21 protein-coding genes are annotated in these 20,766 nt (G+C 71.7%); 16 read left to right on the top strand and 5 right to left on the bottom strand.

Annotation, left to right across the window (positions count from 1 at the left end):
* The first annotated feature begins 28 nt into the window (after nucleotides 1–28).
* Entirely contained in the window at nucleotides 29–1,207 is a 1,179-nt protein-coding gene (locus ACFS27_RS23750; protein ID WP_377188463.1) for an AI-2E family transporter, read from the top strand.
* Nucleotides 1,208–1,238: 31 nt separating this feature from the next.
* Here ACFS27_RS23750 and ACFS27_RS23745 read toward each other — a convergent pair whose 3' ends face one another.
* Nucleotides 1,239–1,631 carry a MerR family transcriptional regulator gene (locus ACFS27_RS23745; RefSeq protein ID WP_377188460.1) on the bottom strand — a complete coding sequence of 131 codons (393 nt, stop codon included), beginning with the start codon at nucleotides 1,629–1,631 and terminating at the stop codon, nucleotides 1,239–1,241.
* A gap of 183 nt (nucleotides 1,632–1,814) precedes the next feature.
* Between ACFS27_RS23745 and ACFS27_RS23740 the strand changes: the two genes are divergently transcribed.
* The 4 genes from ACFS27_RS23740 (at nucleotide 1,815) to ACFS27_RS23725 (ending at nucleotide 6,645) form a co-directional block, all read left to right on the top strand.
* Nucleotides 1,815–3,365 (top strand): SulP family inorganic anion transporter, encoded by a 1,551-nt coding sequence (locus tag ACFS27_RS23740; RefSeq protein WP_377188457.1) that lies wholly within the window; start codon nucleotides 1,815–1,817, stop codon nucleotides 3,363–3,365.
* Nucleotides 3,366–3,507: 142 nt separating this feature from the next.
* Nucleotides 3,508–5,193 carry a ribonuclease J gene (locus ACFS27_RS23735; protein ID WP_377188454.1) on the top strand — a complete coding sequence of 562 codons (1,686 nt, stop codon included), beginning with the start codon at nucleotides 3,508–3,510 and terminating at the stop codon, nucleotides 5,191–5,193.
* 143 nt (nucleotides 5,194–5,336) lie between these two features.
* The gene (locus ACFS27_RS23730) at nucleotides 5,337–6,098 is read left to right on the top strand and encodes a DUF427 domain-containing protein (RefSeq protein WP_377188451.1); all 762 of its coding nucleotides are present in this window, start codon (nucleotides 5,337–5,339) and stop codon (nucleotides 6,096–6,098) included.
* A 112-nt stretch (nucleotides 6,099–6,210) separates the two neighbouring features.
* Nucleotides 6,211–6,645 carry a nuclear transport factor 2 family protein gene (locus ACFS27_RS23725; RefSeq protein WP_377188448.1) on the top strand — a complete coding sequence of 145 codons (435 nt, stop codon included), beginning with the start codon at nucleotides 6,211–6,213 and terminating at the stop codon, nucleotides 6,643–6,645.
* Nucleotides 6,646–6,679: 34 nt separating this feature from the next.
* Here the strand turns inward: ACFS27_RS23725 and ACFS27_RS23720 are convergent, their stop codons facing one another.
* Entirely contained in the window at nucleotides 6,680–7,057 is a 378-nt protein-coding gene (locus ACFS27_RS23720; RefSeq protein WP_377188445.1) for a MerR family DNA-binding transcriptional regulator, read from the bottom strand.
* 70 nt (nucleotides 7,058–7,127) lie between these two features.
* Between ACFS27_RS23720 and ACFS27_RS23715 the strand changes: the two genes are divergently transcribed.
* Nucleotides 7,128–7,856 (top strand): SDR family oxidoreductase, encoded by a 729-nt coding sequence (locus tag ACFS27_RS23715; RefSeq protein ID WP_377188442.1) that lies wholly within the window; start codon nucleotides 7,128–7,130, stop codon nucleotides 7,854–7,856.
* Nucleotides 7,857–8,072: 216 nt separating this feature from the next.
* Here the strand turns inward: ACFS27_RS23715 and ACFS27_RS23710 are convergent, their stop codons facing one another.
* Nucleotides 8,073–8,696: a class I SAM-dependent methyltransferase gene (locus ACFS27_RS23710; RefSeq protein ID WP_377188439.1), complete on the bottom strand. Its 624-nt coding sequence runs from the start codon at nucleotides 8,694–8,696 to the stop codon at nucleotides 8,073–8,075.
* A gap of 142 nt (nucleotides 8,697–8,838) precedes the next feature.
* On the opposite strand from ACFS27_RS23710, the gene ACFS27_RS23705 reads away from it, so the two are divergent.
* Both ACFS27_RS23705 and ACFS27_RS23700 read left to right on the top strand, forming a co-directional pair.
* Nucleotides 8,839–9,858, top strand: a complete 1,020-nt coding sequence (locus ACFS27_RS23705; RefSeq protein WP_377188437.1) for an aldo/keto reductase — start codon at nucleotides 8,839–8,841, stop codon at nucleotides 9,856–9,858.
* Between the two features lie 103 nt (nucleotides 9,859–9,961).
* The gene (locus ACFS27_RS23700; RefSeq protein WP_377188434.1) at nucleotides 9,962–10,528 is read left to right on the top strand and encodes a TetR/AcrR family transcriptional regulator; all 567 of its coding nucleotides are present in this window, start codon (nucleotides 9,962–9,964) and stop codon (nucleotides 10,526–10,528) included.
* A 78-nt stretch (nucleotides 10,529–10,606) separates the two neighbouring features.
* On the opposite strand, the gene ACFS27_RS23695 is transcribed toward ACFS27_RS23700, so the two are convergent.
* Nucleotides 10,607–11,293, bottom strand: coding sequence for an SDR family NAD(P)-dependent oxidoreductase (locus ACFS27_RS23695; RefSeq protein WP_377188431.1), 687 nt, complete (start codon nucleotides 11,291–11,293; stop codon nucleotides 10,607–10,609).
* Between the two features lie 140 nt (nucleotides 11,294–11,433).
* On the opposite strand from ACFS27_RS23695, the gene ACFS27_RS23690 reads away from it, so the two are divergent.
* Nucleotides 11,434–12,303 carry a helix-turn-helix domain-containing protein gene (locus ACFS27_RS23690; protein WP_377188428.1) on the top strand — a complete coding sequence of 290 codons (870 nt, stop codon included), beginning with the start codon at nucleotides 11,434–11,436 and terminating at the stop codon, nucleotides 12,301–12,303.
* Nucleotides 12,304–12,408: 105 nt separating this feature from the next.
* Nucleotides 12,409–12,972, top strand: a complete 564-nt coding sequence (locus ACFS27_RS23685; protein WP_377188426.1) for a hypothetical protein — start codon at nucleotides 12,409–12,411, stop codon at nucleotides 12,970–12,972.
* 73 nt (nucleotides 12,973–13,045) lie between these two features.
* On the opposite strand, the gene ACFS27_RS23680 is transcribed toward ACFS27_RS23685, so the two are convergent.
* Nucleotides 13,046–14,032 carry an NAD(P)/FAD-dependent oxidoreductase gene (locus ACFS27_RS23680; protein ID WP_377188424.1) on the bottom strand — a complete coding sequence of 329 codons (987 nt, stop codon included), beginning with the start codon at nucleotides 14,030–14,032 and terminating at the stop codon, nucleotides 13,046–13,048.
* A gap of 90 nt (nucleotides 14,033–14,122) precedes the next feature.
* Here ACFS27_RS23680 and ACFS27_RS23675 point away from each other — a divergent pair, with 90 nt between their 5' ends.
* From ACFS27_RS23675 to ACFS27_RS23650, 6 genes are all read left to right on the top strand, one after another.
* The gene (locus tag ACFS27_RS23675; protein ID WP_377188421.1) at nucleotides 14,123–14,713 is read left to right on the top strand and encodes a helix-turn-helix domain-containing protein; all 591 of its coding nucleotides are present in this window, start codon (nucleotides 14,123–14,125) and stop codon (nucleotides 14,711–14,713) included.
* Nucleotides 14,714–14,735: 22 nt separating this feature from the next.
* Nucleotides 14,736–15,554 carry a hypothetical protein gene (locus ACFS27_RS23670; RefSeq protein ID WP_377188418.1) on the top strand — a complete coding sequence of 273 codons (819 nt, stop codon included), beginning with the start codon at nucleotides 14,736–14,738 and terminating at the stop codon, nucleotides 15,552–15,554.
* Nucleotides 15,555–15,716: 162 nt separating this feature from the next.
* On the top strand, nucleotides 15,717–17,051 hold the full coding sequence (locus tag ACFS27_RS23665) for an MFS transporter (protein ID WP_377188415.1): 1,335 nt from the start codon (nucleotides 15,717–15,719) through the stop codon (nucleotides 17,049–17,051).
* Between the two features lie 33 nt (nucleotides 17,052–17,084).
* Nucleotides 17,085–18,272, top strand: coding sequence for a sensor histidine kinase (locus ACFS27_RS23660; protein ID WP_377188412.1), 1,188 nt, complete (start codon nucleotides 17,085–17,087; stop codon nucleotides 18,270–18,272).
* The gene (locus tag ACFS27_RS23655) at nucleotides 18,269–19,015 is read left to right on the top strand and encodes a response regulator transcription factor (RefSeq protein ID WP_449301791.1); all 747 of its coding nucleotides are present in this window, start codon (nucleotides 18,269–18,271) and stop codon (nucleotides 19,013–19,015) included. The genes ACFS27_RS23660 and ACFS27_RS23655 overlap by 4 nt, the downstream gene beginning before the upstream one ends.
* Before the next feature lie 211 nt (nucleotides 19,016–19,226).
* Nucleotides 19,227–20,765: an alpha/beta hydrolase gene (locus ACFS27_RS23650; protein WP_377188409.1), complete on the top strand. Its 1,539-nt coding sequence runs from the start codon at nucleotides 19,227–19,229 to the stop codon at nucleotides 20,763–20,765.
* The last annotated feature ends 1 nt before the right edge of the window (nucleotide 20,766 follow it).

Here is a 20,766-nt window from a genome sequence, read left to right as displayed (position 1 = left end):
CAGGCCGGGCGGACACTACGGTCTGAGCATGACGTCGCCCAGCTCGCCCGAGACCGGCGAGCCCGACCCCGGCTCGCCGGCCGGGGCCGAGCACCACTCTCCTGACGAGCCCGTCGCGCCGGCCGGCGCTCCCGACTCCCCGCGCCCGCCGCGCTGGCTGCCCCGTGCGCTGCTGATGGCCGTCGCGGCGGTCTTCCTCGCGGTCTTCGCGTGGAACGCGCTGGGCGCCCTCGAGGGGCTCTTCGTCAACGTGCTCATCGCGTTCTTCATCGCCCTGGCGCTCGAGCCGAGCACGGTATGGCTCGTCCGGCGCGGATGGCGCAGAGGGCTGGCCGCTGCGGTCACGCTGCTCGGGTCGCTCGTCGTGGTCATCGTGCTCATGACGCTGTTCGGCAACCTGTTCGTGCAGCAGCTCGTCGAGCTCGCGCAGTCCGTCCCCCGGCTCTACGCGGGCCTGCAGGGCTTCCTCGTCGACCGCTTCGACGTCGTCGTCCCCGACACGCAGAACCTGCTGCGGCAGGCGCTGGACGAGTTCGGCGACGACGTCGCCTCCGGGGCGCTGCTGGTGGGCACCACCGTGGTGGGCGGTCTCCTCGCGACCCTCACGATCCTGCTCGTCGCCTACTACCTGCTCGCGGCGGGGCCCCGGTTCCGCGCAGCGGTGTGCGGCTGGCTGACACCGGCGCGGCAGCAGGAGATGCTGCACCTGTGGGAGGTCACCCAGGGCAAGGTGTCGGACTACATCGGCTCCCGCGTGGTCCTCGCGGCGGTCTCGACGGCGGTCACGTTCGCGTTCCTCGCGATCCTGCAGACGCCGTACGCGGTGCCGCTGGCCGTCTTCGTCGGTGTGGTGTCCCAGTTCGTGCCGACGATCGGCGCCTACCTGGGTGGCGCGCTGCCCACGATGGTCGCGCTGACCGCACAGGGGTGGCCGCAGGCGCTGGGCGTGCTCGGGTTCGTGATCGCCTACCAGCAGTTCGAGAACCTGTACCTGGCCCCGAAGGTGTCCGCCCGCGCGCTGGAGATGAACGCGGCGGTGAGCCTGCTGGTGGTGCTGGCGTTCGGCGCGGTCTTCGGGGTCCTCGGTGCGTTCCTGGCGCTGCCCGTCGCCGCGACGGTCCAGGCGGTGGCGACCACGTACTTCCGGCGCCACGAGCTCGTCGAGTCGCACATGCTCCGCGACCCGGAGTCCGCGGCCAGGGCCTGACCTGCGCCGGCGACCCGCGCCGACGGCAGGGTCAGATCGCGCCGAGCAGGGTGATCAGCTCGTCGGCCATGTCGAGCTTGCGGGCCAGGTCGGCCCTGCGTGCGCGGGCCGTGGTGGTGAACTCGTCGAGCCGGGCGCGCAGGTCCGTGCCGTCGGGGTCGGTCGCCTCACCGGCGGCCAGGCGGTGGACGACGTCGAGCAGGTCGCCCATCTCGTCGAGCGAGAAGCCGAGCGGCTTCATGCGCCGCACCAGCAGGATGCGGTCGACGTCGGAGTCGGTGTAGAGCCGGAACCCGCCGTCGGTACGCCCCGACGGCCTGACCAGGCCCACCTCGTCCCAGTGCCGCAGGGTGCGCAGGGACAGGCCGGTGCGCTCGGCGACCGCGCCGATGTGCATGGTGGTCGAGGTGCCGGGAGTGCCCATGTTGCAACTCTACCCTTACGTAAGGGTAGAGTTGTGCTCGGTGCACCACCGGTCTGCGGTGGACCGGCGCCGAACCCTCATCTTCGTGCGCAGCGTCGCGTGCTCAGTCCTGTCCGATCGGACCGGGTCCCGCGACCTCGGTCCTCGGGGCGTGCCGCGTCCCAGAGCCCGAAGGAACACTGCGTGTCACACCCGCCCGTCGGCCTGCCCGATCCTGCCTCCGTGCCGACCCCGGTCACCGGCGCCCCCGAGGCCACGGCCTCCGGCTCGTTCAGGGCCGCGTTCAGCTCCGTCCGGACGCTGCGCACCGAGGTGCTGGCAGGCCTCGTGGTGGCGCTCGCCCTGATCCCGGAGGCGATCGCCTTCTCGATCATCGCGGGCGTCGACCCGCGGATCGGCCTGTTCGCGAGCTTCACGATGGCCGTCACCATCTCGTTCCTCGGTGGGCGCCCGGCCATGATCTCCGCCGCGACCGGCGCCGTCGCGCTGGTCATCGCCCCGGTGGTGCGCGAGCACGGGCTCGACTACCTGATCGCCACCGTCATCCTCGGCGGCCTCATCCAGGTGGTGCTCGGCGTGCTCGGCGTCGCGAAGATCATGCGGTTCATCCCCCGCTCGGTGATGGTCGGCTTCGTCAACGCGCTGGCGATCCTCATCTTCCTGTCGCAGGTGCCGCACCTGATCGACGTGCCGTGGATCGTCTACCCGCTGGTCGCCGTCGGCATCGTGATCATGGTGCTGCTGCCCCGGTGGACCAAGGTGGTCCCGGCGCCGCTGGTCGCCATCGTGCTCCTGACGGTCGCGGTCGTGGTCGCGTCGATCAACGTGCCGACCGTCGGCGACGAGGGCGCGCTGCCCGAGTCGCTGCCCAGCCTGCTCTTCCCGGACGTGCCGCTGAACCTCGAGACGCTGCAGATCATCGCGCCGTACGCCCTGGCGATGGCGCTGGTCGGCATCCTGGAGTCGCTGCTGACCGCCAAGCTGGTCGACGACGTCACCGACACGCACTCGAACAAGACCCGCGAGGCCTGGGGCCAGGGCACCGCGAACATCGTGACCGGGTTCTTCGGCGGTATGGGCGGCTGCGCGATGATCGGCCAGACCATGATCAACGTGAAGGCCTCGGGCGCGCGCACCCGCCTGTCGACGTTCCTGGCCGGCGTGTTCCTGCTGATCCTCGTGGTCGGTCTCGGCGACGTCGTGGCGATCATGCCGATGGCGGCCCTCGTCGCGGTGATGATCATGGTGTCGGTCGGCACGTTCGACTGGCACTCGATCCGCCCGGCGACCCTGCGGCGCATGCCGAAGTCGGAGACCACGGTCATGGTCGCGACCGTGGTGGTGACCGTGGCCACCCACAACCTGGCCTACGGTGTGATCGTGGGGGTGCTGGTCGCGATGGTGCTGTTCGCTCAGCGGGTCGCGCACTTCACCTCCGTCAAGCGCCTTGACGCATCGGACGCCGACGACCAGCGGGTGTACGCGGTGGAGGGTGAGCTCTTCTTCGCCTCGTCCAACGACCTGGTCTACCAGTTCGACTACGCGGGCGACCCCAAGAACATCGTGATCGACATGACCAAGGCCCACATCTGGGACGCCTCGACCGTCGCGTCGCTGGACGCCGTGACGACCAAGTACGAGGCCAAGGGCAAGACCGTGACGATCATCGGCATGAATGACGACTCCGCAGCGCGGCACGAGCGGCTCGCCGGCAACCTCGGCGCCGGCCACTGAGCCACCGACCGACGCAGCGACACCTACGTACTCAAAGCGCCGCACCCGCGGCGTGACACGCTGAGCTCCGACCCCTCCTGGCGGCTGTCCCACGCCATGAGGGGCCGGGCCTTTGCAGCTAACCTGTTCCGGAGGGACATCTATGCATACCGCACCACGAGACCTCGCACGCCCGCCCGCCGCCCCGCGGCAGGGCCTGCGCATCACCCCGCTCGGCGGCATCGGCGAGATCGGTCGCAACATGACCGTCTTCGAGCACGAGGGCAAGCTGCTCGTCGTCGACTGCGGGGTCCTCTTCCCGGAGGACACCCAGCCGGGGATCGACGTGATCCTGCCCGACTTCACGAGCATCGAGGGCCGCCTCGACGACATCGAGGCCATCGTGCTCACGCACGGGCACGAGGACCACATCGGCGGGGTGCCCTACCTGCTCAAGCAGCGCCCGGACATCCCCGTCGTGGGGTCCGAGCTGACGCTGGCGTTCCTGTCCGCGAAGCTGGTCGAGCACGGCATCAAGCCGGTGCTCGCGCGGGTCGAGGCCGGCGACCGGCACACGACAGGTCCGTTCTCGCTCGAGTTCATCGCCGTCAACCACTCGATCCCCGACGGGCTCGCCGTCGCGATCCGGACCGCCGCCGGGCTGGTGCTGCACACCGGCGACTTCCGGATGGACCAGTTCCCGCTCGACGGGCGCCTCACGGACCTGCGCGCCTTCGGCCGCCTGGGCGAGGAGGGCCTCGACCTGCTGCTGGTGGACTCCACCAACGCAGAGATCCCCGGCTTCAACATCTCCGAGACGGAGCTGACGTCGGCGATCGACCAGGTCTTCGCCACGACCCCAGGGCGGGTCATCGTCTCGAGCTTCGCGAGCCACGTGCACCGCATCCAGCAGACGCTCGACGCGTCGCACGCCCACGGCCGCAAGGTCGCGTTCGTCGGGCGGTCCATGGTGCGCAACATGCGCATCGCGCGCGAGCTCGGCTACCTCACCGTCCCGCGCGGGCTCGTGATCGACTACGCCAAGACCCGCAACCTCGCCCCGAACAAGGTGACGCTCATCTGCACCGGGTCCCAGGGCGAGCCCATGGCGGCCCTGGCCCGGATGGCGAACGAGACGCACGAGGTCCGCGTCAGCGACGGCGACACCGTGCTGCTGGCCAGCTCCCTGATCCCGGGCAACGAGAGCGCCATCTACGGCATCATCAACAAGCTCACCGACCTGGGCGCCAACGTTGTGCACAAGGGCAACGCGCGCGTCCACGTGTCCGGGCACGCCAGCGCCGGCGAGCTCGTCTACTGCTACAACATCCTGCGCCCGCGCAACGTCATGCCGGTCCACGGTGAGCCAAAGCACCTGCGTGCCAACGGTGCCCTCGCCGAGCGCACCGGTGTCCCCGCGGACAACGTCCTGATCACCCGTGACGGCGTCGTGGTCGACCTGGTCGACGGCGTCGCGCGCATCGTGGGACAGGTGGAGCACGACCTGGTCTTCGTCGACGGCCAGACCGTCGGCCACGTCACCGAGAACACCCTGGCCGACCGGCGCCAGCTCAGCGCGGCGGGGGTCCTGACCGTGCTGGCGTTCCTGCGTTCCGGCACTGCCGAGCTCGCCGAGCCGCTCGAGTACCTCCACCGCGGTTCCGTGCACGGCCAGGACAGCCTCGACAACGCCTCCCGCGCCGTCGAGAAGGCTCTTGCCGACGCGACCCGGAACAAGACCACCTCGGGTGAGCAGCTCGAGGAGATCATCGCGAAGGCGGTCGCCCGGTCCCTGGCCCGCAGCTCGCGGCGCGAACCGGTGGTCATCGCCGTCGTCCTCGACGCCTGACGGTCTCCGCCCGGGACGTGCGGTGTGACCGTCGTCCCGGGCGGGGAACAACCTCGGCCGCTCACCGGGTTGTCGACGGGTGAGACGTCCAGGGCAGTGGGTAGCGTGGTCCTGGACGCGGCCCGCAGCGAGAGGTGACCCAGATGCCTGACATCGTCGAGAACCCGTTCGTGATCCCGCCTGGCACGGCCAAGCTCGGCCAGACGAGGATCCGTGCCTACAGTGCCGGCGAGCTCGTCGCTGACGCGGACGGTGCGCTGCTGGTCTGGGAGAACTCGTACTTTCCCCGGTACTTCTTCGCGCCCGGCGACCTCAAGGCCGAGCTGCGCCCCGCCGGTCAGGGCCAACGGTCCAGGTCGCTCGGGCCCAGCGAGGTGTTCGACGTCGTCGTGGGCGACCGCATGCTGGAGGGCGCCGCCCGGCGCTACCGGGAGGCGCCGGCCGAGGAGGTGCGCGGCTCGTACACCCTGACGTGGTCCGCCTTCGACGCCTGGCTCGAGGAGGACGAGGTGCTCCACACCCACCCGCGCAGCCCGTACGTGCGGATCGACGCACTGCCCTCGGGGCGGCACGTGCGCGTGGTGGCAGGGGGCGAGGTGGTCGCCGAGTCGCACCGCCCGATCATGCTGACCGAGACGGGTCTTGGCCCCCGCTACTACCTGCCGCGCGCCGACGTGCGGATGGACCTGCTGACGCCCACAGAGACCGTGAGCCACTGCCCGTACAAGGGGTCGGCCTCGTACTGGACCCTGAACGTCGGGGAGCTCGAGCTGACCGACGTGGTGTGGGGCTACGACACGCCGCTGCGCGAGGCCCTGCGGGTGGCGGGGCTGGTCTGCTTCTGGCCGGAGAAGAGCGCCGACCTGGAGTTCTACGTCGACGGCGAGCGGGTCGGTCAGCCGTAGTTCTCCCGGGGCCGCGCCCCAGGGAGACCGTTGCTCCGCCAGCTGTGTTGCTGTGAGTCGACATTGCCTACTGTCAGCAACACGTTCCGTTTTCCAAACCTATAGTCGAACGATGAGCGACATCGCCGGCACTCCCCAGGGGAGCTCCGAGGGCGACCCGGTCCACACCCGGCTCATCGCCCTCGCGAAGGACTGGGCTGACGCCATCGTCTCCAACGACGCCACCCGGGTTCGAGGCTTCATGGCCGATGAGTGGGTCATCGTCTCCGAGTCGGGTGTCTCCGCCAAGGAGCAGTTTCTCTCGCTCGTCGAGTCCGGGGAGCTGACCCACTCGGCGATGACCAGCGTCGGCCAGCCGAGGATCCGGGTGTACGGAGATACCGCGGTCTTCACGGGGCGGGTGACGAACACGGCGCACTACCTGGGCCAACGCTTCGACGCCGACGAGTGGACGACCGATGTGTTCGTGAACCGGAACGGCCGCTGGTTGTGCGTGCTGAGCCATATCACTCCGGCAGCCACGGACGGACAAGGCACGGACGGATAGGCCACGACGGACAAGGGTGGACCGCACCGACCGGCTACGGGTGCGTGTCCGTGACCTCGATGACCTCGTCGAGGCGGTCCAGGGCCGCCTGCAGGTCGTCGACCTTGGCCTGGATGCGGTCGCGCTCGGCGCGCAGCATCGCTCGCTGCTCGGCGTCGGTATGGCCGGACTGCATACAGGGCAGGAGCTCCGCGATGTTGCGGCTGGTCAGACCCGCTGCGTACATCTGCTGGAAGAAGCGCACCGCTGCGACGGTGCCCGGCCGGTAGAGGCGCTGGCCGGCAGGGCTGCGCTCCGCGGTGAGCAGCCCCTGCTGTTCGTAGTAGCGCACGGCGCGCACCGAGACGCCGGCGCCGCGGGCGACCTCGCCGATGCGGATCAGCGGTTCGGCCGCCGTCTCCGTGACGGTCATGGTGACCCCTCTCACTCCTGTCGTCCAACACTTGCCTCTGACGCCAACGTCAGGTTTTAGCGTACCGGACATGGATATCAACAACTCAGTCGCCCTCGTCACCGGAGCAAACCGCGGCCTGGGCCGTGCCTTCGCCGAGCGTCTCCTCGAGCGCGGTGCGCGCAAGGTCTACGCCACGGCACGCCGACCGGAGACGGTGGACCTGCCCGGCGTCGAGGTGCTGGCCCTCGACGTCGCCGACCCCGCGTCCGTGCGGGCGGCCGCTGCGGCGGCCGCCGATGTCTCGCTCCTCGTCAACAACGCGGGCATCCAGACGGGCACCAGCCTGGTGACCGGCTCGCTCGACAGCGTGCGCCGGGAGCTGGAGACGAACGTGTTCGGCGGCCTGGCGATGATCCGCGAGCTCGCGCCCGCGCTCGCGGCCAACGGCGGGGGCGCGGTCGTGAACGTCCTCTCCGCCATGTCGTGGTTCGGGGTCAACGGCGCCAACTCCTACCACCTGACCAAGGCCGCCGCGTGGGCCATGACCAACGGCGTCCGGCTGGAGCTCGCCGAGCAGGGCACCCTCGTGACGGCGGTACACCTGGGTCTGGCCGACACCGACATGTCGGCGGGGTGGGCGGTGGACAAGCTCGCGCCGTCGGACCTGGCCGACGCCGCGCTCGACGGCGTGGAGGCGGGCTCTGCCGAGGTCCTCGCCGACCAGTGGAGCCGGGACGTCAAGTCCCGGCTGGCGCTGGCGCCGGAGGAGTTCAACGTCGCGATGGATCGCGCCCTGGCGGCGCTGACGGCGGCCTGAGCCACCGACGTCGGGCAACGGTCCTCTTCCATCACGTGATCCGGCAGGGTTCCGCCCCGCAACCGTGCCGGATCACGTTCTCGAGGCGCGCTCCCGTGGCAGGTGCTGGGCGCCCGGCTGCTGTACCGCTCGTCCCAGTGCTGCGCGTCCATGTGTCCTCAATCCGTTCGGGCCGACGTGCGTCCGTTCAGGATGCGACTTCATGTCGACCTGAGGTCAACCCGGCTTGCGGGCCGCGAGCCGCTCGATGATCCCCTTGGTGAACCGGTCGTGCCGCTCTATGTCGAGCCCGGTGGCCCGGACGTGCTGGATCGGACGCCGCCGGAAGTGCTCGTTCTCGAACCGCACGCTGTACAGCTCCGCCGCGGCCTGGAGTACCCGGACCACCGGCGACGTGCTGACCACGTGGTCGGCGAGCAGCAGCAGGCCGCCGGGTCGGAGCACACGCACCATCTCGTCGACGGCGCCGCGGTCGTCGGGCACCGCGCACAGGCCGAAGGTGCAGACCACCGTGTCGAAGGAGGACTCGGCGAACTCGAGCCGCTGGGCGTCACCGACCCGGAGGTCGACGTCGCGGCCGAGCTCTGCGGCACGTTCGCGTGCGCCGGCGAGCATGGCGGGGCTCAGGTCCATGCCGGTCAGCGTGACGTCGGTGGGATACAGGCCGAGGTTCAGGCCTGTCCCGACGGCGACCTCGAGGACCTGGCCGGTGGCCTGGCGGCACACCCAGCCGCGGGTGTCGCCGAACAGCCGCTCGGCACGGTCCATCTTCTGGTCGTACCCGGCCGACTGCCGGTCCCAGTGCCTGCGGAGCCGGTCGAGGTTCGGTTGTCTCGCCATGGTGCCCCGCTCACTGGCCGGTGTCGTGGATGACGCAACGGTAGCGCGCTCCGGGCGCGGCGTTGACAGGCGGAACGTCGTTCCGTAATGTGCGGAACGGTGTTCCGCTGAACACTGTTCCGCCTAGCAGGAGGAGACTCCCGTGCAGTACCGCAACCTCGGCAGGACCGGCATCAGGGTCAGTCCCTACGGACTGGGTGCGCTGATGTTCGCCACCCAGATGGGCAACGACCCGGACGACTCGACCCGGATCATCCACAAGGCGCTCGACGCCGGTATCAACCTCGTCGACACGGCCGACGCGTACGGCGACTCGGAGGAGGTCGTCGGCCGGGCGCTCAAGGGGCGTCGCGACGACGTCGTCCTCGCGACGAAGTTCAGCCGGCCGATGGGGGCCGACCCGAACCAGCAGGGGGCGTCCCGCCGGTGGATCGTGACGGCGGTCGAGAGCTCGCTGCGCCGGCTCCAGACCGACCACATCGACCTCTACCAGCTCCATGTCCCCGATCCCGACACCGACATCGAGGAGACCCTCGCGGTGCTGACCGACCTGGTCCGCGCCGGCAAGATCCGCGCGTTCGGCACCTCGGCGATGCCGGTGTCGAACCTGGTGGAGGCGCACTGGACCGCTGAGCGCCGCGGGCTGGGCCGGTTCCGTACCGAGCAGCCGCCGTACTCGATCCTGAACCGCGGCATCGAACGCGAGGTGCTCCCGGCCGCGCAGCGGTACGGGATGGGTGTCCTGGTCTGGGGCCCGCTCGGTCAGGGCATGCTCACCGGCCGCGTGCGGCGCGGGCAGGAGAACCCTCTTGCGCGCGCGCAGTTCTTCACGGCCTACAGCGACGAGCGGCGCCTCGACGTCGTGGAGCAGCTGATCCCCCTCGCCGAGGAGGCGGGGGTGGCCATGCCTCATCTGGCGATGGCGTTCGCGATCTCGCACCCGGGCGTCACCAGCGCGCTGCTCGGTGCCCGCACGATGGAGCAGCTCGACAGTCTGCTCGCGGGGACGGGGGTCACCCTGACCGACGACGTCCTCGACCGGATCGACGAGATCGTCCCGCCCGGGACCGACGTCGGCACCCTCGACCAGGCGTACGTGCCGCCCGCGATCGGGAGGACCGTCCTGCGTCGCCGTCCGCTCCTCGAACGGTCGGTCGCCTGAGGCGGAGCCTGCCAGGGAGCGCCCCCTGCCGGAGCTGGACCGTCGTTCGTCGGTGCAGCTAGATTGTGGGGCGGAACATCGTTCAGTGCTGTGAGGAGGGCTCGTGACCGGACCCGCCGAGGCGCCGCCCTCCCGCCGTCAGCAGGACGTCCAGCGCAGCAACGACGCCCTGCTGGCGGCCGCAGCGGAAGTCTTCGCGACGGACGGCGTGGACGCGCCCGTGCGCCGGATCATCGCCGCGGCGGGGGTGGGGGCCGGCACGTTCTACCGTCACTTTCCGCAGCGCTCCGACCTGGTCACGGCCGTCTTCCGGCACGAGGTCGACGCGTGCGCCGAGACCGCGGCAGCCCTGGCGGCGGAGCACGAGCCGGTCGAGGCGCTCACCCGCTGGCTGCAGCAGGTCGGGCGGTTCGTCGCCGACAAGTACGGGCTCAAGCCCGCCATGCACTCGGGGGAGCCCACGTACCGGAGCCTTCCCGCGTACTTCCTCGAGCGGTTCACCCCCGCGCTCGCGCAGCTCCTGGAGGCCGCGGCCGCCGCAGGGGAGGTCAGGACGGACATCAGTCCGGACGACCTGCTCCGAGCCGTGAGCGGCATCGCGGCTCCGGAGGACCCCGCGTACACCACCCGCATGGTCGCTCTGCTGGTGGACGGGCTCCGCCGGCTCTGACGACCGCCGCCCGGGCGGTGCGTCTGACCGAGCTCGGATGACTTCGGCACGCGAGGCACTGGCTGCTCTGTGCAACGCCTACCAGGGCAGCGTCCCGTTCTCGTCCTGGAGGGTCCCGGTCGGGCCGTCCGGGTCGAGGGTGGCCAGCCGCACGACGACGCGGGCGCTCTCCTCGGGTGCCCTCCCGATCCCGAAGGCCGCCGTCATGTCGGTGGCGGCGGTCCCGGGCTCGAGGGCGTTGAACTTGATGCCCGGCTGAGACTTCGCGTACTGGACCGTCAGCATGGTGGCCGCCGCCTTGGACGCCGCGTAGAGAGCGAGCGGCATCTGGGACTCCGGCCGGGCGGGGTTGGTCACCGCCCAGAACGACCCGAGGCTGCTCGAGACGGTCACGACGTTGGGGTTGGCGGACTCGCGCAGCAGGGGGAGCGCCGCCTCCGTGACGCGCACGATCCCCACGGCGTTGGTGTCGAAGGCGTGCAGGGCAGCGGGACCGTCCACGGCGCCGTCCGCCAGGATGCCCGCGTTGTGCACGAGCACGTCGAGCCGGCCCTCGGCGGAGCCGATGGTCGCCAGCGCGCCGGCGACCGAGGCGTCGTCGGTCACGTCGAGCTGTACGAACCGCGCCCCGAGCGTCGCCGCGGCCTTCTCACCCCGCTCGATGTCGCGCGCGCCGAGGTAGACGACGTGCCCGAGTGCCAGAAGCTGCTTGGCCGTCTCGTAGCCGATGCCCTTGTTGGCCCCGGTGATCAGTGCGATGGTCATGTCTCTCCCTCACGAAATATGTGGCCCCAGCGAGCCGTTGCAGACGCTATGCGCGGCAACTTTTCCGGACCAGAGCCCTCTCGAGCCCGGGGTGTGGCAGGGCCCCCTCTGTCGGCGTCGCGGATCGACGGGCGGACGCCATGAGCGGGTCGGCCAACGCCCTCGGCGCGTACCTGCGGGCCCGGCGCGAGCTGGTGACACCCGCGCAGGCGGGTATCCCCGACGTCGGCGTGCGGCGGGTGGCGGGCCTGCGGCGCGAGGAGGTCGCCATGCTCGCCGGCATCAGCGCCGACTACTACCTCCGGCTGGAGCGCGGCCGCGACCGCAACCCGTCCCTGCAGGTGCTCGAGTCGCTCGCGCGCGTGCTCCAGCTCGACGACGCCCACGTGGCGCACCTGCAGACGCTGGTCGCCGAGGCGCCGAGGCAGCGCAGACGTCACCCGCGTGAGGAGACGCCGCCGCAAGGTGCGCTCAAGCTGCTGGACTCCCTCGTCCAGCCTGCCTTCATCGAGGGGCCGTACTTCGACGTCCTGGCCTCGAACAGTCTCGCCAGAGCGCTCTCGCCCGGCTTCGCGGCCGGGCGCAACCAGCTGAGGGACCTGTTCCTGGACCAGGACCAGCAGAACCTCCATCCGGACTGGCAGGACGTCACGGAGTGCTTCGTGGCGAACCTGCGGCAGGTCGTCGGCAACGCCGTCGACGATCCCCGGTTCATCGAGCTCACCGAGGAGCTGTCCCTGACCAGTCCCCGGTTTCGGCAGCTATGGGCCCGACACGAGGTGCGGGGACAGCGCGGGACGCCGATCCGGTTCGACCACCCGCAGGTCGGGGAGCTCACCCTCAACAGGGAACGGCTGGAGATCGGTGGGGCCGAGGGGCTCATGCTCGTCGTGTTCCACCCGGAGGCCGGGTCCAGCGACGCCGACAAGCTCGCGCTCCTGGCCTCGGCCGACCTGCCCACCTCGGACAGCGGAGGGCGGGGACCGGTGGCCGCCGCCAGGTCGGCGTGACGCGCGGCCCGGCGGTAGGCGTCGGCTGCCGCCGATTCTTCCTCGCGCCGGGGTGGGGGAAAACTGGTGTCCCCACAGGTGACTTTCAGGGGCGATACTGGAGAGGTGACTACGTCCAGCGAGACCCCTGCAGTGGCAGGAGCAGAGATCCCGGTAGAGCTACTCTTCCGGGTCCCCTACGGCAAGGTCCTGCACGGCAGGGACTGCCAGCACCTGTCCGAGGATCGACTGGCCGCCCTGCAGCCCGCGACCGAGCTCGACAGGCAGAAGTTCAAGGTGTGCAAGACGTGCCTCGTCGCGCTCACCGGTACCAGCCGCGATGACTTCGACACGTTCGAGGCCGCGCTCGAGGCGCTGCCGATCCCGCAGGTGCACCGCCCCGCCATGCGCGAGATCGCCGAGGGGCTCGACAAGACCCGGATCTGGATCCCGTCCTCCCGCTCGTACGTGGCGGTCTCGCCCGGCCCGGGCCAGGAGGCGACCGCTTTCTTCAACAAGGGCTTCGTCGACGTCCAGCAGTCCGGAGGCGGGTACAAGCGCGTCCTGATGGCCGGGTTCTCCGGAACGCAGACCAACACCTTCGCGCACGCGCCCGACGCCGCCCCCGCGAGCTGCCCGAGCTGCTACATGCAGCTGCCCGCGACCGGTCGGTGCGACGCCTGCGACTGACCGTTGTCGACGTCTCGACCGAGCCGGTGGGCCCGCACAGGATTCTGTGGGGCCCACCGGCTTGTGTGCCCGCTCACGCCAGGGCTGCCGCGGTGTCGGCGGTGACCAGGTCGGCGTTGAGGTGGGCGCCGGCCAGTGCCCCGGCCGCCGCCGACGCGCCGACCTGGGCGGACGGGTCGCTGGCGTTGCCGGCCACCCACACGCCCGGCACGTCGGTGGTCCCGGCCATGCCGGTGGCGACGTGGCGGCCCATCCCGTGGGGCAGGTCCGCCGTCGGCAGCCCGAGGTCCTCCAGCCCTTCGGTGCGCGGCAGCATGGTGGTCGCGACCGTGAGCACCCGCCGGGCCACGAGCTGTCCGTCCGCGAGGCGCACGCCCGCGACGCCGCCGTCGTCCGTTGCCACGACCTGCTCGACGGCGGTCCCGACCACGCGGATGCCGCGGGCGGCGAAGCGCACCCGGGCGTCGTCGTCGAGCTGCGTGCCGCGCGTGAAGTAGACGAGGTCGTCGGTCAGCTGGCGGAACAGCAGCGCCTGGTGCACGGAGGCCGGGCCGGTGGCGAGGACGCCGATCGGCTCGTCGCGCACCTCCCACCCGTGGCAGTAGGGGCAGTGCACCAGGCCGCGACCCCAGTGCTCCGCCAGGCCGGGGACGTCGGGCAGCACGTCGCGCAGCCCGGTGGCGACCAGGAGGCGGCGAGCGTGCAGCGTGGCGCCGTCGGCCAGGGTGACGGTGAAGCGCGGGTCGCCGACCGCGGACGGCTCGGCAGGGGCGGCCTTGATCACCTCACCGGTCACGACCGTGGCGCCGTACCGGCGGACCTCCGCGCGGCCCCGCTCCAGCAGCTCGGCCGGGGGAGTGCCGTCAAGGGCGAGCAGCCCGTGCACGCCCGCGGCGGGCGCGTTGCGCGGGGTGCCGCTGTCGATCACGACCACCGAGCGGCGCGAGCGGGCGAGCATCAGCGCGCCGTTCAGACCGGCGGCGCCACCGCCGATCACCACGGCGTCGAGCGTCTCCGGGGGCAGTCCGCCGATGGTGGACGCGGAACTGGTCGCAGGCATGGGTTGTTCCTTTCCGTGGCGGCCCCGGGTCGAGGGCCGGACACCGACGACGCTAGGCGGGATTTGCAGCAGGGGCATAGCATCTTGCCTATGACGCAAGAAAATGGTGAGCTGGACAGCCTGGTACGCAAACGCATTCGCGCGCTGCGCGTGGCACAGGGCTGGTCCCTGGAGGAGCTGGCGACCCGCGCCCGGGTCAGCCAGTCGACGCTCAGCCGCATCGAGAACGGCCAGCGCCGCCTGGCGCTGGACCAGCTCGTCGTCCTGGCGCGTGCCCTCGACACGTCGCTGGACCAGCTCGTCGAGACCGCAACCGACGACGTGATCTCCAACCCCACGATCGACGGGTCGCACGAGACGATGCGGTGGCCGCTCAAGGCCGAACCCGGCATGACCGTGGTGCGGCAGCGCATGACCCACCCGGCGCCGGACAGCCCCTCGCGCCTGCGGGCGCATCCCGGCCGAGAATGGCTGGTGGTCATCTCCGGCACCGCGACCCTGCTCCTGGGCAACCGGCGCTTCCGGGTCGAGACCAACCAGGCGGCGGAGTTCCCCACGATGCTCCCGCACGCGATCGGCGCAGAGGGCGGGCCGTGCGAGATCATCGGCATCTTCGACCGTGACGCCCGCCGCGGCCACCAGCGCGGTCAGGACGCGGAAAAAACCGGTCGTCCGGCCTGAGCCGGTTGTTACGCTCCAGCGCGTGATCCAGACCGAGCTCGACGGAATGCCCGTGCGCCTCCGCGCGCCGCACGACCTGTCGTTCACGGCGCGCTGGGGCCGTGTGTTCGCAGTGCTCGACCAGCAGGACTCCGGCAACCTCTGCCTCGGCGTCGACGGTCCGGCGGGCCGGGTGTTCGTCAAGTACGCCGGCGCACCGACGGCACGGTACGACGGCGCCGTCGAGACGGCGGTCGCGAGCCTCCGTCGGTCGGCCGAGGTGTACCGGGCGCTCGCCCATCCGTCCCTCGTCACGCTGCGGGAGGCCGTCGACGTCGGCGCGGGGCACGCCCTCGTGTTCGACTGGACCGACGCGACGCCGGTCGGCAGACAGTACGAGCGGTCGCACGTCGTCCGTTCCCTCCCGCTCGAGGCCCGGGTCGACGCCGTCCAGCAGCTCTACGACTTCCACGTGCACGCGGCGGCGCGGGGGTGGGTGGCCGTCGACCTGTACGACGGCTCGGTGATGCTCGACGCCGGCACCGGGCGGGTCACCCTGTGCGACCTCGACCTCTACGAGCGCGGGCCGGTGGTCAACCGCATGGGTCGGATGTGGGGGTCCACGCGCTTCATGTCGCCCGAGGAGTACCGGTTCGGCGCTCCGATCGACGAGGTCACCAACGTCGTCGCGCTCGGGGCGCTCGCCCATACGTTCCTCGGCGACGACGCGACGAAGTCCCGCGCGGCCTGGGCCGGGTCCGACGCACGGTTCGCCGTCGCCGCCCGCGCCATGCATCCGGAGCGCGGCGCGCGCTGGCCGTCGGTCGCCGCGCTCGCGGAGGCGTGGCGGACGGTCGCCTGAGGGGCCGGGGGGTGACAGTACGAATTCGGGGTGCGTTGCCCCGAGTAGACATCGTCTACGCACAGTGACCGACCTCGAATTCGTGATGTCACCCCCGGCCCTCGCTCCGGCGCCCTCGATCGATGGCACCCGCCGCACGGCAGGCGTGTCGCGCGCACCACAGTGTCCGATATCCGCTTTCCGCACCCGCCTCGCCCGGGCGAAGATCAGGCAGTGACATCCTCTCCACGCTCCGGCGCCCTCGCTTTCTGGTCGGAGCTGCCCCGTGACGGCCGCTGGCTGCTGTCCACCGTGGTGGTGCAGTTCTTCGGGCGCGGACTGACGCTCCCGTTCACGATCATCTACCTGCACGAGGTGCGGGGCTTCTCCCTCGGGCTGTCCGGCACCCTCATGGGCCTCATCGCCGTGGTCGGTCTGCTCGTGACCGGCCCGGCCGGCGCGCTCGTCGACAGGTACGGCGCCCGTCGCGTCATGCTCACCGGCCTCTTCTTCGCCGTCGCGGGGTACACGGTGCTGGCGTTCGCCACCGTCCCGGTGGTGGCCGCGCTCGGTCTCGCGCTCTTCGGCGTGCAGCTCGGCGTCGGGTGGCCGGCGGTCAACGCGCTCGTCGCCACGGTCGTCGAGGGCGACCTGCGTCAGCGGTACTACGGCGTGAACTTCGCGCTGCTCAATCTCGGCGTCGGCGTGGGCGGCGTGGTGGGCGGACTCGTGGTCGACGTCGAACGGCCGGGCACCTTCGTCATGGCGTTCCTGGTCAACGCGGCGACCTTCGTCGTCCCCGTCGTCGTGCTCGCGGGGCCGCTCCGCCACCTGCACGGCCGCGTCGACCGTCCGGACGACGCAGGCGCGGCGGACGGGTACCTCGCCATCCTGCGCCGGCCCGAGGTGCTCTGGCTCTCCGCGCTCGGGCTGCTCGCGGCCTTCGTGGGATACGGGCAGATGGAGGGCGGCTTCCCGGCCTTCGCCCGACTCGTCGCCGAGGTGTCGACCCGCGCGATCGGCTTCGCGTTCGTGGTCAACACGGTGGTGATCGTGGCGCTGCAGTTCTGGGTGATGAACCGGGTCCGGGGCCGGCGCCGCACGCGGGCGCTCGCGCTGATGGCCGTGGTGTGGGTGGTGGCATGGCTCCTGCTGGGTGTCGCCGGCCTGGTGCCCGGCGGCACGGCGGCCGTCGTGATCGTCCTGGTGTTCCATGCCTTCTTCGGGCTGGGGGAGACCTTGATGCAGTCCGCTCTACCCGCCCTGACGAACGAGATGGCACCGGCGCACCTGCGCGGTCGCTACAACGCCATCGGCTCCGGTTCGTTCCAGGGCGGCACCATCGCCGGTCCCGTCGTAGCGGGCCTGCTGCTGGAGCGCGGGTGGGCCGGTGGCTTCATCGGCGTGATGGTGGCCGGCTGCCTCGGGATCGTGGCCGTGGCGTTCGCACTCGGACGGCGCGTGACGCCCGTGGTCGACGGCGTGGGGCGAGCCGTCGAGGAGTCGCGGACGACCTGAGCCGCGGCCCGGAGTCGGCATAGGCTCGGGGCGATGAGTACGACGGACAGCCGGCGAACGGTGCCACGGCAGGCGGTGCGGGACCGGTTGGTCGACGCAGCCCTTGTCGTGCTGGCCGCGGCGTTGTGGCTGCTCACCGTGCTGCTCCGGGCCAGCGAGCCGGGGGCCGTGCCCGTCTGGGTCGTGTCCGTGGACTGGGTCCCCGGGCTGCTGGGCTGCGTCGCGCTGTGGTGGCGACGCCGGTTCCCCGTGGCGATCGGCGTCGTGCTGGCGGTGTCGAGCTCGTTCTCGGAGTCGGTCGCCGGCGCGGCGATCGCCGCACTGTTCACGGTGGCCGTGCACCGCCCGGTCCGGGCCTCGGCGGCGGTGTGCGCGATCAGCCTGGCGGCGCTCTGCACCTATCAGGTCCTGTGGCCCGAGCCGGGGATCCCGCCGGTCACCATGTTCACCATCATCGCTCTCGGACACGTCGCCACCGTGGCGTGGGGGGTGTCCGTGCGCAGCCGCCGGGCGCTGGTCACGTCCCTGCGGGAGCGGGCAGCGGCCGCCGAGGTCGAGGCGCGGCTCCGGGCCGAGCACTCCGAGCACGAGGCTCGTGCGGGCCTCGCCCGGGAGATGCACGACGTCCTGGGTCACCGGCTCTCGCTGCTCAGCGTGCACGCGGGCGCGCTGGCCTACTCCCGGGACGCCCCCGCCGACGACGTGGCGCGGGCGGCCGAGGTGGTCCGCGAGAACGCACACCGTGCCCTGCAGGACCTCCGCGAGGTGATCGGGGTGCTCCGCGCCCCGGTGGGAGAGCTGCCGCTGCCCGCCGTCGAGGACGTCCTCGAGCTGGTCGACGAGGCGCGCCAGGCCGGGACGCCGGTCGAGCTGCGGGACGAGGCAGGAGTGACGGCCGGCGACCGGACGCTCCCGGAGACGCAGGGCCGCACGCTCTATCGACTCGTGCAGGAGGGCCTGACCAACGCGCGCAAGCACGCTCCCGGCGCGCCCGTCGTCGTGCGGATAGCGGGCCGGCCCGGCGAGGACGTGACCGCCGAGGTGACGAACGAGCCGCCGCAGGGATCGCCACCGGCGGGCTCGCCGCCGCACCCCGACGGTTCCGGGGCAGGGCTGCTGGGGCTGGGGGAGCGCGCCCGGCTCGTGGCCGGACGGCTCGAGTACGGCCCGACGGGCCCGGGCGGCTGGCGGGTGCGGCTGCGCCTACCCTGGCCGTCGTGACGCATCCCGTGCCTGCCGACGACGTGCCTGCCGACGACGTGCCTGCCGACGACGTGCCCGCCAGCACCCGGCCGACCATCGACGTCCTGCTCGCCGACGACGACCCGGTCGTCCGGTTCGGGCTCACGATGATGCTGAGCGGTGCCCCCGACCTGCGGGTGGTGGCCGAGGCGAGCGACGGCGCGGAGGCGGTGGAGCTGGCCCGGCGCCACCGCCCGGACGTCGTGCTGATGGACATCCGGATGCCTGGCACCGACGGGCTCACCGCGACCGAGATGCTGCGCAGCCGGTCGCCCGCCCCGCAGGTCATGATGCTCACCACGTTCGACGCCGACGCCCACGTCCTGCGCGCCCTCCGGGCCGGTGCAGCGGGGTACCTCCTCAAGGACACCCCGCCGGACGAGCTCGTCGTCGCGATCCGGCACGCGGCCCAGGGGCGTCCGGTGCTCTCGCCCGAGGTCACCAGACGGCTCATCGCCCGGGTCGCGGAATCGGGGCAGGACAGCCGCGGCGCCGCCGCCCGTCGACGCCTCGACGTGCTCAGCGAGCGCGAACGCGTGATCGCGGTCGAGATCGGCGCAGGGCGCTCCAACGCCGAGATCGCAGCGCGCCAACATCTCGGCCTGACCACCGTCAAGTCCCACGCGTCGGCGATCCTCGCCAAGCTCGACCTCAACAACCGGGTGCAGGTGGCTCTGCTCGTGCACGACGCCGGCCTCGACCAGCCGGATCGACTGGGATGAGCAGCTCCCGCGCGAACATTCCTCCTTTGGTGGGGTGACTCCGACCTGTCGGCGGAGGCGCGCGGCGGGTGAAATGCCTAGCGTCGGTTCCATGCCTCGAACAACCCGACAGACCGCTGCTGTCCCGCCCCCCGCTCGGAGGGTCGTCGTGGTGCTGGTCGCCGCGACACTGGCGCTGAGCGGATGTGCCAGCACGTCAAGCACGTCAAGCATGGCGATGGCCGCGTCGCAGGCCGGCGGCCAGGACGCCCCGGCCGTCTCGGCGCCCACCCCTGACCCCGTCGAGTGGGAGGAGTGCGGGCAGAACCTCGACTGCGCCACCGTCGAGGTGCCGCTGGAGTACTCCGACCCTGACGGCGAGCAGATCCCGCTCGCCGTGACGCGGCACCGTGCGACGGACCCGGACCGGCGCATCGGCAGCCTGTTCATCAACCCGGGCGGCCCGGGCGTGCCGGCCACGGAGACCGTCGCATCCATCGACCCCGACAGCGCGACCAGCATGTACTCGCCCGACGTCGTGGCGCGCTTCGACGTCGTCGGGATGGACCCGCGCGGGGTCGGTGCGTCGGGCGCCGTCCGCTGCCTGACCGACGAGCAGCGGGCCGACCAGGCCGCCGAGGACCGCGACCCGACCGTCCCGGGCGGCAAGCGGTTCGGCAGGCTCCTCGCCGACGCCCGCACGTTCACGCACGGCTGCCTGGACCACCAGAGCCCCGAGTTCCTGGCCAGCCTGTCCACTGACAACGTGGCCCGCGACCTCGACCAGGTCCGCGCCGCGCTCGGGGAGGAACAGATCACCTTCTACGGCGCCTCCTACGGCACGGTGGTCGGCCCGATGTACGCCACGATGTTCCCCGAGCGGGTGCGGCAGATGGTGATCGACGCCCCCGTCGACACCGACCTGTGGCTGAACGATCCGCTCCGGCTCCTCGACGACGTCGCCCGGTCCAACGAGCAGACGCTCGACGCGTGGTTCGAGACGTGCCGGGCCGAGGGCGCGGACGTGTGCCCGTTCGGCGGCGGCGATCCCGAGGCCGCGTTCGACGCCCTGATCGCCGAGCTGGAGGCCGAGCCGCTGGAGGTTCCGCCGACCGAGGGCCTCACGCCGGGCGGCACGCTCGACGGTGCCATGACGCTCGAGAGCGTGCGCCTCGCCGCGGGCCACCGCGACGTCTGGCCGCTGCTCACCGCGGGCCTGACCGCCGCACAGCAGGGCAACGGCACGCCGCTCCACTACCTGGTCACCCTGGGCACGGTCGCGCCGTTCGGCGGTCCGTTCGCGACGCTCCAGGAGCCGCACACCGGCGTCCGCTGCGCCGACTGGCCGGCGCTGGACAAGCTGTCCGAGCATCACGCCGCGGCGAAGCGGATCACCGCACGCGGCGAGCGCCTGGGCAGCCGGGCCGCCTACAGCGCACTCAACTGTGCGCTGTGGCCCGTCGAGAACGAGGACCGGTTCACGCAGGAGCTCACCGGTGCGGGCGCCCCGTCGATCCTGGTGGTCGGCGGCCGCCTGGACAACGTGTCCCCGCACCACTGGGCCGAGGCCATGACCGAGCGTCTGGAGGACGCCGTCCTGCTCACCCGTGAGGGCGTCGGGCACACGTCCTACCGCACCAGCGGCCCGTGCGTCGACGACGCCGTGGACGCGGCGCTGATCGACGGGGTGCTCCCAGCGGACGGCACCGTCTGCGACGTGCCCCCGGCCACGACCCGGCCGAAGGCCGCACCGGCGGCTGCCGGCGAGTAAC

The sequence above is a fragment of the Promicromonospora vindobonensis genome (assembly GCF_042685865.1).
Classification (GTDB): Bacteria; Actinomycetota; Actinomycetes; order Actinomycetales; family Cellulomonadaceae; genus Promicromonospora; species Promicromonospora vindobonensis.
This window is presented reverse-complemented; position numbering and strand designations above follow the sequence as displayed.